Here is an 11,968-nt window from a genome sequence, read left to right as displayed (position 1 = left end):
TATCAGACGGAATTCCGGGTTTCAGCCTGGAAGACTCGGCGTGTTCCTGTCGGCAACGGTCCCTAGTTCGCCTGATCCTTCCCCGGATCTTCCGCCAGCACCTGCGGCGCCGAATAGTTCGACACGGGCGCATCCACCGGCTCCGCACGCAGCGGCTGGTGCACGCGGCTGGGAGGGACCAGCGAATCGGGCGAGTCGGGATTGGTCCAGAGCGGGTCCGGGATCTCGGCGAAGACCTGGCGCAGGCGTTCGCCCCAGGTGCCGCGGATCATGCGGAAGTACTCGTTGTGCTCGTCGATGCTGGCGAAGTGCGTGACGCGCAGCGAGTGCGTGTCGTAGACCAGCAGGTCCAGCGGCAGGCCGACCGAGATGTTCGACCGCAGCGTGGAATCCATGGAGATCAGGGCGCACTTGGCGGCTTCGTCCAGCGAGGTGTCGGGGCGCAGCACGCGGTCCAGGATGGGCTTGCCGTACTTGGCCTCGCCGATCTGGAAGTACGGGCATTCCTGGCCGGCTTCGATGAAGTTGCCCGCCGAATACACCTGGAACAAGCGGCAGCGTTCAGTGCCGATCTGGCCGCCGAAGATCAGGTTGACGTTGAAGTCCACGCCCTGCTCGCGCAGGGCCGGGGCTTCGTGGTGGTAGACGCTGCGCACCGCCGCGCCGACGCGGCGGGTGGCCTCGAACATGTCGGGGGCGTTCCAGACGGTTTCGCCGTCTTCGTCGTGTTGACGCGCCAGGGCGTTCAGCACCGCCTGGCTGACCGCCAGGTTGCCGGAACTCATCAGCACCATGACGCGGTCGCCCGGGCGTTCGAACACGGTCATTTTGCGGAAGACGCTGATCTGGTCGACTCCGGCATTGGTGCGGGAGTCGGCCAGGAACACCAGGCCGGAATCAAGGCGGGCTGCGACGCAGTAGGTCATGATCAGAAATAGGGAAAACCACGCCGCATTGTATTGCGGCGAGGCCGGCGGGATGTTACTGCTGGGCGCTGGACTGGACCTGCACGCTGACCTCCATGGATTCCTGGCCGCCGCCGTTGCGCACGCCGCGCACCGGCGAGGCCGAGTCATAGTCGCGCGCCACCGCCAGCCGGCAGTGGCAGTCCGAGGCGAACTGGCGGTTGGTGATGTCGACGCTGGTCCAGCCCACGTCGGGCAGCCAGACGTCGGCCCAGGCGTGGCTGGCCGCGTGTTCGGCGGTGGTGTACAGGTAGCCGCTGACGTAGCGCGCGGGCACGCCCAGGCCGCGCACGCAGGCCAGAAAGAGGTGGGCGTGGTCCTGGCAGACGCCGTGGCCCATGGCCAGCACCTGGTTGGCCGCGGTGGTGACGTCGGTGGTGCCGGGCTCGTAGGCGACGCGATCGCTGACCGCCGTGGCCAGGGCCAGGATGTCGTCCGGCGTATGCAGGCCGCCAGGCAGCGCCTCGCGCACGAAGGCCATGACGGTGTCGTCGGCCTGGGTCAGCGGCGTTTGCACGCAATAGGCGTGCACCGGCAGGCGGCTGTCCTCGCTGCCCAGCAGGCCGCGTTCCTGCGGCGCCACCAGCACCTGTCCGACCACGCGCAGCTCGATGTCGGTATGGGGCTGGTTGAGCGTCAGCGTGTGCGTGATGTTGCCGTAGGCGTCCACCTGCTTGTCCAGTTCGCCGGGCGCTTCGATGTGCCAGCGCAGCACGCGCTGGTGTTCGTCGTCGCGCGGGGTCAGGCGCAAGGTCTGGATGCTGTAGGTGACCGGGGCGGTATAGCGATAGTGAGTGACGTGGGTGATGATCTGTTTCATTCTGCTCTCCTGCCTAGGCCGACAGCGGCACCAGGAAGTCCTGGCTGATCCGGTTGCCCAGATCGTTGATGCGGTCGAGGAAGTGCTCCAGGTACTGGTGCAGGCCGCTGGCCAGGATGTCCTCGACGCGGCCGTATTGCAGTTCCGCGCACAGCATGCCGGCGCGCCTTTCGGTTTCGGTCGAGCGCTGGTTGGAAACGCGCGCCAGGTCGTCGGCCACCGCGCGCATCGAGGCCAGCAGCGAGCGCGGCATGTCGCCGTGCAGGATCAGCAGCTCGGCCACGCGGTCGGGGGTGATGACGTCGCGGTACACCTTGCGGTAGATCTCCAGGCCCGACACCGAGCTGAGCAACGCCGACCAGCGGTAGAACTCGCTCTGCAGCGCGGCCGCGCCGGCGGGCTCAGTTCGGCCGTCATGGCCGTTGGCGCCGCGTTCATGGAACTTCACGTCCAGCATGCGGGCGGTGTTGTCGGCGCGTTCCAGGTGCATGCCGATACGCAGGAAGTACAGGGCCTCGTCCTCCAGCATGGTGCCGATGGTGACGCCGCGCGCCAGGTGCGAACGGAACTTGACCCATTCGAAGAACTCGCCCGGATTGCGCTCCAGCAAGCCCGTATGCAGGTGCTTGAGCAGTTCCAGCCAGGTGGTGTTGTAGGTTTCCCAGACCTCGGTGGTGAGGCTGCCGCGCACCGCGCGCGCGTTCTCGCGGGCGGCGCGCATGCAGGAATAGATGGACGAGGGGTTCTCGGGATCGCGCACCATGTACTGCAGCACGTCGTGCGGCGAGATGGCGGCGTACTTGCTCTGGTATAGGCCTTGCAGCTCGGAGATGCGCAGCACGGCCAGCCACGAGCCTTCGCGCCGCTGCGCGTCCTGCGGCAGCAGCGACATCTGCAGGTTCACGTCCAGCATGCGGGCGGTGTTCTCGGCGCGTTCGGTGTAGCGGCACATCCAGAACAGATTGTCTGCGGTTCGGCTCAGCATGTTCAGTCCTCCTCCAGCACCCAGGTGTCCTTGGTGCCGCCGCCCTGGCTGCTGTTGACCACCAGCGAGCCCTCGGTCAGCGCCACCCGGCACAGGCCGCCCGGCACGGTGCGGATGTCCTTGCCGCACAGCACGTAGGGCCGCAGGTCCACGTGGCGCGGCGCCACGCCCGATTCCACGTAGGTCGGCACGGTGGACAGCGCCAGCGTGGGCTGCGCGATGTAGTTGGCGGGGTTGGCGCGCACGCGGTCCTTGAAGGCGTCGACCTCGGCGCGCGAGGCCGACGGCCCCACCAGCATGCCGTAGCCGCCGGAGCCGTGGACTTCCTTCACCACCAGTTCGTGCATGTGGGCCAGCACATGTGACAGCTCGTCCGGCCGGTTGCAGCGCCAGGTGGGGACGTTGGACAGTATCGGCTCCTCGCCCAGATAGAAGCGGATCATGTCCGGCACGTACAGATAGGTGGACTTGTCGTCGGCGATGCCGGTGCCGATGGCGTTGGCCAGCGTGACGCGGCCGGCGCGGTACACCGACAGCAGGCCCGGTACGCCCAGTGCGGAATCGGCGCGAAACGACAGCGGATCGAGGAAGTCGTCGTCCAGGCGGCGGTAGATCACGTCCACCTTGCGGGGCCCCTGCGTGGTGCGCATGTAGACGGTGTTCTGTTCGACGAACAGGTCCTGGCCCTCCACCAGCTCCACGCCCATCTGCTGCGCCAGGAAGGCGTGTTCGAAGTAGGCCGAGTTGTACATGCCGGGCGTCAGCACCACCACGGTGGGATCGTCGCCGCCGTGCGGCGCGACTTCGCGCAGGTTGTCCAGCAGCAGGTCAGGGTAGTGCGCCACCGGCTCCACCTTGATGCGGCTGAAGGCGTCGGGCATCAGCCGCATCGACATCTTGCGGTTCTCCAGCATGTAGGACACGCCGGATGGCACCCGCAGATTGTCTTCCAGCACGTAGAACTCGCCCGCGCCGGCGCGCACGATGTCCACTCCGGCGATGTGGCAGTAGATGTCCTCCGCCACGTCCACGTCCTGCATCTCGGGGCGGTACTGGGCGTTCAGGAACACCTGCTCGGCGGGCACCACGTCCGCGCGCACGATGTCGTGCCCGTGATAGATGTCGTGGATGAACATGTTGAGCGCGCGTACCCGCTGCTTCAGGCCGGCTTCCAGCAGACGCCATTCGGCGGCGGGAATGACGCGCGGGATCAGGTCGAAGGGGATCAGGCGTTCGGTGCCGGCCGCGTCGCCCGCCACCGAGAACGTGATGCCGACCCGGCGGAAACTCAGGTCCGCTTCCAGGCGGCGCGCGGCCATGGCCTGCGCGGACTGCTCGTCATGCCAGCGCTCGAAAGCCTGGTAGTGGGAGCGTATGCCGCCGGCGCTGTCGCGCATTTCGTCATAGGCGGGGGGACGGGGTGATCTGTCCTTCATGGCTCCTCCGGTACAGTGCCGGCGGCCGGTCTGCGCGCGGCCGCCGTCCGGCCGATATCCGGCCGGTTGCTAGGGATTAAGCAACCCGCATGCCAGCCTGGCCGGCACGCGCGGGGGCGCCCCTGAGGACCAATATCCTCCGAAGGGCGTTGCGGCGCCATCGCCGCGGCGGCTGAGGCCAGGGGATGGCGTGGGCGCCGGGTGCGGATTGGCCGGGCCTGGCGGGTGGAACGGGGTCAGCGGGGCTGGCGCGGAAATGCCTGGCCAGGGGAACGGGCGGGGCGGCGCTGCCGAAGAAAGCGCGCGGAAGTGCGCGGGCGCCGCGTGCTGCGGCCGGGGTCTGGGCTAGGCCCGGCGGCAGTCTCTATGATAGGCCGTGCACCGTTTTGGTGCAAACCGGTGGGGCAAAGCTGGTGCGTCAGTTCATGCGGAAGCTGTGCAGCGTGGTGCCGCCGGTGCCGCCTTGTTCCAGCGGCGCCTGGGGCACCCAGCCGTCCTGGGTCAGCACCGCGTCCAGCGGGAAGTCGTGGCTGGCGGGTTCATAGCCGGCGTCCAGTTCGCCGCAGCTCCAGGCGATGCCGATGGCGATGAACGGATGGCCGCGGTCGCGCAGCGCGGCCAGGGTGCGGTCGTAGTAGCCGCCGCCGTAGCCCAGGCGATCGCCCTGTTCGGTATAGCCCAGGGTGGGCACCAGCACCACGTCGGGCAGCAGTTCAGCGCCGGCGACGGGTTCCTGGATGCCATAGGGGCCGGCGCGCAATTCGGCGTCCGGCGTCCAGGGCAGGAAGGCCAGCGGGGCGTTGCGTTCGCGCACCACGGGCAGCGCCACGGCCACGCCGTTTTCGACCCATTGCTCGAGCAGCGGGCGCAGGTCGGGCTCGTCGGCCATGGGCCAGAAAGCGGCCACGGTGGCGGGCGCGGGACGGCCCGCGCGCACGGCTTCGTCGCGCGCCACATTCAGCCAGGTGAACAGGCGCGCGCGCATGAGCAGGCCGCCGCGGCTACGCTGGTCTTCCGGCAGTTCGGCGCGCAGTTTCCGCAATCGCGCGCGTAGCGGTACTGCGGTATCCTCTGGAGTATTTTGCGTAGTCATGCGGTGGCTGTAAGAGGGATGGACAAATGATGGCGAATGTGCGGACGCATGCGGACGAACATGTGGATTTCCGGCATGCTGGCGTACGGCAAGGCCAGTGTATGAGGGACAGGGCATGACACAGACTCTGCAACCCGGACGGTATCAGAAAACCGCGCGGAAATCCGGGTCCGCCGCCGCCGCCGAAGCCGCTCCCGGCCTGCGCCGCTGGTTGCCGCTGCTGGCGCTGTTTACCGCGGCCTGTGCGCCCGTGGATGCGCAGCAGCGCAGCGCATCGGTCAACACCCAGCCCCAGCCTCAGCCAGCCGTCCAGGCTGCGCAACCCGCCATTTCCGTTCCGCCCGCGGTGCTGGCCGGCCTGCCGCCGACGTCCCAGACCCCCGCGCTGGCCGCCGTGGTCGCCGCGCGCGAAGCCATGAACCGCAAGCAGTGGTCCGTGCTGGGCGCGCTGGTGCCGCAGGCCAAGCCGGATCCGCTGGGCATGTATCCCGAATACTGGCTGCTGCGCTACCAGTTGTGGACCCCGCCCGCCACCGGCCGGCCCACCGCCGACCTGCAGAAGTTCATCAGCGGCAATTCCGACGCCTACCTGGCCGACCGCCTGCGCGGCGACTGGCTGCTGGCCGCGGCCCGCAGCGGGGACTTCGAAACCGTGCGCAAGCTGGCGCCCGTGAAGAACAGCAATGCGCAGATCGAGTGCGCCATCCTCGATGCCAAGCACATGACCGGGCAGCGCGCCACGGCGGCGCAGGCCGCGGCCGTGTTCGCGCCCGGCGGCGCCTGCTGGGCGCTGTACGACCAATTGGTTGCCGACGGCATCATGGGCTGGGAGCAATTGGAGCCCCAGTTGCGCGACGCCATCGAAGCCAACAAGACGGCCGATGCGCGCAAGTTCGCGCAGTACATGTTCGAGCCGGGCGACCTGAAAACCTATGACCTGCTCATGAAGGATCCCATGAAGTGGCTGACGCGCCAGAGCCGTCAGCCAGTGGGCCGCAACGAGAAGGAACTGGTGACCATCGCCTTGGCGCGCCTGGCGCGTTCGGACGTCAGCGTGGCCGACTCCTACTTGCGCCGCGAATGGGGAAAGTCCGGGGACTGGTCCAAGTCCATGGCCAAGTCGAACCTGGCCTGGGTGCGCGGCCAGTACGCGCTGGTCGCCGCGCTGAATCTCGACAGCCGTGCGGACGACTGGTACCACGAGGCCGGCCACATCCGCATGACGGAGTACAACGCCGCCTGGAAGGTGCGGGCCGCCTTGCGCCAGCCCAAGATCGACTGGAAATGGGTCATCGAATCCATCGACCAGATGCCCGCCTCGCAGCAGGCCGACTCGTCCTGGATCTACTGGAAGGCCCGTGGCCAGGCCGCGCGCGGCAACAAGGAACAGGCCGCCACCGCGTACGCCAGCATTGCCGACCGCTTCGACTTCTACGGCCAGCTGGCCGCCGAGGAACTGGGCCGCCGCATCACCGTGCCGCCGCGCCCCGCGCCCCTCAGCGATCAGGAAATCACCGAGGCCCGCGCCAATCCCGGCCTGCGCCGCGCGATCCAGCTGTTCCGCCTGGGCTGGCGCGCCGAAGCCGTGCCGGAATGGAACTTCACGCTGCGCGGCATGAGCGACCGCCAGCTGATGGCCGCCGCCGAACTGGCGCGTGCCGAGAACATCTACGACCGCGTGGTCAACACCTCCGACCGCACGGAAAAAGAGTTCGACTTCAGCCAGCGCTTCATCGCGCCCTTCGAGGGCCGCGTCACCGCCAAGGCCAACGCCATCGCGCTGGATCCGGCCTGGGTCTATGGCCTGATCCGCCAGGAATCGCGTTTCATCATGGATGCGCGCTCGCACGTCGGCGCCTCCGGCCTGATGCAGCTGATGCCGGCCACGGCCAAGTGGGTCGCGGGCAAGATCGGCATGAGCAATTTCACGCCCGACAGTGTCAACGACTTCGACACCAACACCGAACTCGGCACCAACTACCTCAACATGGTGCTGCGCGACCTGAATGGTTCGCAGATGCTGGCCAGCGCAGGCTATAACGCCGGCCCGCGCCGTCCGCATAACTGGCGCTCGACCTTTACGCATCCGGTGGAAGGCGCGATCTTCGCCGAAACCATCCCGTTCAACGAGACGCGTACCTACGTGAAGAACGTGATGTCCAACTCGGTGTATTACGCGGCCATGTTCACCGGCCAGTCCCAGTCCCTGAAGGAACGCCTGGGCAACATCGTGCCGCTGGGCGCGGAAAGCACCTCGATCCCATGACGCGGGATCCGGCCACGGACGGCCTGCAGGTCTATATCGTGGGCGGAGCGGTGCGCGATGCACTGCTCGGCCTGCCGCCCGGCGACCACGACTGGGTCGTGGTCGGCGCCACGCCCGAGGACATGGCGCGCCGCGGCTTCGTGCCGGTCGGCGGCGACTTCCCCGTGTTTCTGCATCCGCGCAGCAAAGAGGAATACGCGCTGGCGCGCACCGAACGCAAGTCGGGGCGTGGCTACAAGGGCTTCACGTTCTATACCGGCGCCGACGTCACGCTGGAAGAGGATCTGCGCCGCCGCGACCTCACCGTCAACGCCATCGCGCAGAGGCAGGATGGCGAGCTGGTCGATCCCCTGGGCGGCGCCGCCGACGTGCGCGACCGCATCTTCCGTCATGTTGGCGAGGCCTTCGAAGAGGATCCGGTACGCATCCTGCGGCTGGCCCGCTTCGCGGCGCGCTTTGCCGATTTTTCCGTGGCGCCCGAGACCCTGGCGCTGTGCCGCAGCATGGTCGAGGCCGGCGAGGCTGACGCGCTGGTGGCCGAACGGGTCTGGAAGGAATTGTCGCGCGGCCTGATGGCGGCGGCGCCGTCGCGCATGCTGGGCATATTGCAGCAATGCGGCGCGCTGGCCCGCGTGATGCCCGAGCTGCAAGGCGTGGAACAGACTGCGGCCGATGTGGATCGCGCGGCCTCGCAGGGCCTGTCGCTGCCGGGGCGCTATGCCTTGCTGTGCCGGCTGACGCCCGAACGCGATGCCATGGGCCGTCGTCTGCGCGTGCCTACCGAATGCAACGATTACGCACGGCTGTTGCCGGAGGTGCTGGCGGGCCTCGATGCCGTGGAACAAGGTGGCGATGCTGCCGATGCGCAACTGGCGCTGATGGAGCGCGCCGATGCGTTGCGCAAGCCGGAGCGGTTTCTGGATTTGCTGGACACGGCTGCCGTGCTGCGTTCCGTGGACCGCGCGGCCTGGCAGTCGCGCGTGGCGATCGTACGCGGCGTGGATGCCGGGGCCATCGCCAAAGCTTGCGCCGGAGAGCCGGCGCGCATCAAGGAGCAGGTGCGCGCCGCGCGCCTGGAGCGCCTGCGGGCGCAGTGATTCCGCTATCGATTTGAAACGTGGCGGCCAAGCATGCGGGCCGCCACGCGTTCTTACAGCTTGCCTAGCCGGTCGCCGCGCGAGAACCCTGCCAGCGGTTCAGTAATGCCGCGTCCCACCGCCAATACCTTGAACAGTTCGCCCATCTCCGATTCGGACAGGAGTTTCTGCACGGGCGCCACGGCCTGCGCGTATTGCTGCACGTCGCTCGGGTCCAGCTGCGCCAACAGATCCATCAGCCCCGCGTTCATCAGGAAGCGGGCCTGCGAGGTATAGCCCAGGACCTGCAGGCCGGCCTCGAGCGCGGCATCCGCCATGGCGGTGAAATCGACATGGGCGGTGATGTCCTGCAAACCCGGCGCGGTGAATGGATCCCCGTGGGCGTGGTGGCGCAGGTGGCACATGAGCGTGCCGCCGGCGCGCTGCGGATGGTAGTACTCGCTGCGCGGAAAGCCATAGTCCACCAACAGCGCCGCGCCGCGCTCCAGCCAGCCGCCCATGGCGGCGATCCAGGCTTCGCCTTGCAGGTTGATCTCGGACACGTAGCCGGGCAGGGCTGGCATGCGGGCGGCGACGGCGGCGGCCAGCGCCGGCGGCGCGGGCCGGTCTTCCCAGACGAAGCCTTGCGCGGCGTCCACCGCCACGCCGCGTTCCAGCACTTCGCCGGTCTCGCTCCAGCGGAAGATCGACACCGGCATCGCGTCCAGCACTTCGTTGGCCAGCACGCAGCCGGCAAAGCGCTGGGGCAGCGCGTCCAGCCATTGCACACGCTCGCCGAATGCCGCCAGCCGTTCAGCCTGGCGGACGCGCAGGTCGGCCGACACTTCCAGGATCAGGTAGCGGGTCTGATCCAGGCCCATCGCGTCCAATTCGCGTAGCACGCCTTCGGCCAGGGCGCCGGTGCCGGCGCCGAATTCCAGCACGGCGTCGGTCTGCGTCTGGCGCAGCACCTGGGCCGCCTGGCGGGCCAGTGTGCGGGCGAACAGCGGGGTCAGCTGGGGCGCCGTGACGAAGTCGCCGGCGGGCGCGCGGACGTCACCGTCGGCGTCGGCCAGCTTGACGTTGCCGGCCGCGTAATAGCCCAGCCCGGGCGCGTACAGCGCTTGCGCCATCCAGTGGTCGAACGACAGCCAGCCGCCGTGGGCGGCGATGGTGGCGCGCAGGTGCGCCGCTGCGGCAGCGCTGTGTTCCTGGGCGGCGGGAGAGAGGGCGGGCAGGTTGGCGGGGGCGGATCGTTGCATGGTCGGGCGGTGCGTGGACAAGCGGACATTTTCCCAAAAAACAAACCCCGCGACAGGCGCGGGGTTTGTGTTGGGCTCAAGCGGGCGGATTAGCCGCGGCGGTCAGCCGACTTGCCGAAGCGCTTGGCGGGGCCGCCGGGGCGCTTGTCGAACGAGGGCTTGCCACGGAAACCGCCTTCCGGACGGTCGCCGCCGCGGAAGCCGCCTTCACGTTGCGGACGGTCGCCGAAGCTGGGACGATCGCCAAAGCTCGGGCGGTCGCCGAAGCTGGCGCGGTCGTTGTAGCTGGGGCGCGAATCGCGGTCGCCGCCACGGAAACCGCCTTCACGCGGGCCGCGCTCGCTGAACGGGCGGGCATCGCGCTGGGGGCGGTCGCCATAGCTGGGACGGTCGCCGAAGCTGGGGCGCGAATCGCGGTCACCGCCGCGGAAGCCGCCTTCGCGCTGGGGACGGTCACCGAACGGGCGGTTGCCCTGGTAGCCGCCTTCACGCTGCGGACGGTCGCCGAAGCTCGGACGATCGCTGAAGGAACGGGCCGGGCGGTCGCCGAACGGGCGATTGCCTTGGTAGCCGCCTTCGCGCGGACCGCCCTCGCGGTTGCCTTGATAGCCGCCTTCACGCGGCTTGAACTCGCCACGCGGGCCGCCGAAGGAACGACCCTCGCGGTTGCCCTGGTAGCCGCCGCCGGGACGCTTGCCGAACGGCTTGCCGCCGCGCGGGCCGGCGCCGCCAGCCGAGGGACGCGGGGTGCGCTTGGGTTCCAGGCCGGCGATCACTTCAGGGGTGATCGATTGGCCGATGTAGTGCTCGATGCGGCGGACCTTGTGGCGCTCGGAATGCGTGGCCAGCGTGAAGGCCAGGCCGCTGCGGCCGGCGCGGCCGGTACGGCCGATACGGTGCACGTAGTCTTCGGCTTGCATCGGCAGGTCGAAGTTGACGGCGTGGCTGATGCCTTGCACGTCGATGCCGCGGGCAGCCACGTCGGTGGCGACCAGGATGCGCAGCTGGCCGCGCTGCAGTTGCGACAGCGTGCGGGTGCGTTGGCGCTGGTTCATGTCGCCGTGCAGGGCGGCGGCGGCAAAGCCCTGGTCGGCCAGGCGGTCGGCCAGATCGTCGGCGCCGCGCTTGGTCGACGTGAAGACGATGGCCTGGTCCAGCGAGGCGTCGCGCAGCACGTGGTCCAGCAACTGCATCTTGTGGCTGGCGTCGTCCGCGTACAGCAGGCTTTGCGTGATGTTGGTGTGCTTTTCCTTGGCGCCGGCGATCTCGATGCGCTGCGGCTCGCGCATCATGCGCGAGGCCAGCTTGGCGACGGTACCGTCCAGCGTGGCCGAGAACAGCAGCGTCTGGCGGCCTTCCGGCAGGCGGCTGACGATGGTCTCGATATCTTCGATGAAGCCCATGTCCAGCATGCGGTCGGCTTCGTCCAGCACCAGCGTGTGCACGGTGTTCAGCTTGACGCGGCCCGAGTTCAGGTGGTCGATCAGGCGGCCGGGGGTGGCGACCAGCACGTCCACGCGGCGCGACAGCGCCTTCAGCTGCGCGCCGTAAGGCATGCCGCCCACGACGGTGGCGGTGCGCAGGTCGGCCAGCTTGCGGCCGTAGGTGGCGGTGGCGTCCGTGACTTGCAGGGCCAGTTCGCGGGTCGGGGTCAGCACCAGCACTTGCACGCCGACGCCCTTGTTGGCGGGCATCTGGGCGATGCGGTGCAGGGCCGGCAGCATGAAGGCCGCGGTCTTGCCGCTACCCGTCTGCGAGGACACCATCAGGTCGTGGCCAGCCAGCGCTTGCGGAATGGCCGAAGCTTGGACAGGAGTGGGGGAGGTGAAGCCAGCGTCTTGAATGGCCGACAACAGAGCGGGCGCAAGACCCAGGTTTTCGAAAGACATTACTTTCCCTTGCCGCAATCAATGCGACGCAGTGCTTGGTCGGGCCAGGGGATTAGGCGGCCGGATCCAGGCGACGGTTGATGGAGCATCGTGCCGACCGAATCAACCGTGCGCGTGGCGCGTTCTCGTGTACTGAGTGGAACGCAGGGCGAAAGGAAAGGAGGTCAGGAATCGAT

At 68.4% G+C, this 11,968-nt stretch carries 9 protein-coding genes; 2 read left to right on the top strand and 7 right to left on the bottom strand.

Features of this window, described 5'->3' with window-relative positions; all coding sequences use genetic code 11:
• Positions 1–62: 62 nt before the first annotated feature.
• From N5C88_RS27390 to N5C88_RS27370, 5 genes are all read right to left on the bottom strand, one after another.
• Complete coding sequence (locus N5C88_RS27390) at positions 63–926, bottom strand: proteasome-type protease (protein ID WP_059374135.1); 864 nt, start codon at positions 924–926, stop codon at positions 63–65.
• Positions 927–981: 55 nt separating this feature from the next.
• Positions 982–1,785, bottom strand: coding sequence for a transglutaminase family protein (locus N5C88_RS27385; protein ID WP_280016611.1), 804 nt, complete (start codon positions 1,783–1,785; stop codon positions 982–984).
• A gap of 13 nt (positions 1,786–1,798) precedes the next feature.
• Complete coding sequence (locus N5C88_RS27380) at positions 1,799–2,770, bottom strand: alpha-E domain-containing protein (RefSeq protein WP_059374137.1); 972 nt, start codon at positions 2,768–2,770, stop codon at positions 1,799–1,801.
• Positions 2,771–2,772: 2 nt separating this feature from the next.
• Positions 2,773–4,206 carry a circularly permuted type 2 ATP-grasp protein gene (locus tag N5C88_RS27375; RefSeq protein WP_280016610.1) on the bottom strand — a complete coding sequence of 478 codons (1,434 nt, stop codon included), beginning with the start codon at positions 4,204–4,206 and terminating at the stop codon, positions 2,773–2,775.
• Positions 4,207–4,624: 418 nt separating this feature from the next.
• Positions 4,625–5,299, bottom strand: a complete 675-nt coding sequence (locus N5C88_RS27370) for a 5-formyltetrahydrofolate cyclo-ligase (protein ID WP_059374138.1) — start codon at positions 5,297–5,299, stop codon at positions 4,625–4,627.
• A 115-nt stretch (positions 5,300–5,414) separates the two neighbouring features.
• Here N5C88_RS27370 and N5C88_RS27365 point away from each other — a divergent pair, with 115 nt between their 5' ends.
• Positions 5,415–7,565 (top strand): lytic transglycosylase domain-containing protein, encoded by a 2,151-nt coding sequence (locus N5C88_RS27365; RefSeq protein WP_059374139.1) that lies wholly within the window; start codon positions 5,415–5,417, stop codon positions 7,563–7,565.
• Entirely contained in the window at positions 7,562–8,662 is a 1,101-nt protein-coding gene (locus tag N5C88_RS27360) for a tRNA CCA-pyrophosphorylase (RefSeq protein ID WP_059374140.1), read from the top strand. Before N5C88_RS27365 ends, N5C88_RS27360 begins: the two co-directional genes overlap by 4 nt.
• Positions 8,663–8,715: 53 nt before the next feature.
• Here N5C88_RS27360 and N5C88_RS27355 read toward each other — a convergent pair whose 3' ends face one another.
• Together N5C88_RS27355 and N5C88_RS27350 are read right to left on the bottom strand one after the other, a co-directional pair.
• The gene (locus tag N5C88_RS27355; RefSeq protein ID WP_280016609.1) at positions 8,716–9,903 is read right to left on the bottom strand and encodes an SAM-dependent methyltransferase; all 1,188 of its coding nucleotides are present in this window, start codon (positions 9,901–9,903) and stop codon (positions 8,716–8,718) included.
• 89 nt (positions 9,904–9,992) lie between these two features.
• The gene (locus N5C88_RS27350; RefSeq protein ID WP_054456966.1) at positions 9,993–11,792 is read right to left on the bottom strand and encodes a DEAD/DEAH box helicase; all 1,800 of its coding nucleotides are present in this window, start codon (positions 11,790–11,792) and stop codon (positions 9,993–9,995) included.
• Between the last annotated feature and the right edge of the window lie 176 nt (positions 11,793–11,968).

The organism is Achromobacter sp. GD03932, assembly GCF_029839485.1.
In the GTDB taxonomy this organism is placed as follows: domain Bacteria; phylum Pseudomonadota; class Gammaproteobacteria; order Burkholderiales; family Burkholderiaceae_B; genus Achromobacter; species Achromobacter bronchisepticus_A.
The sequence above is the reverse complement of the archived record's forward strand: the minus strand, read 5'-3'. Positions and strand labels throughout refer to the sequence as shown.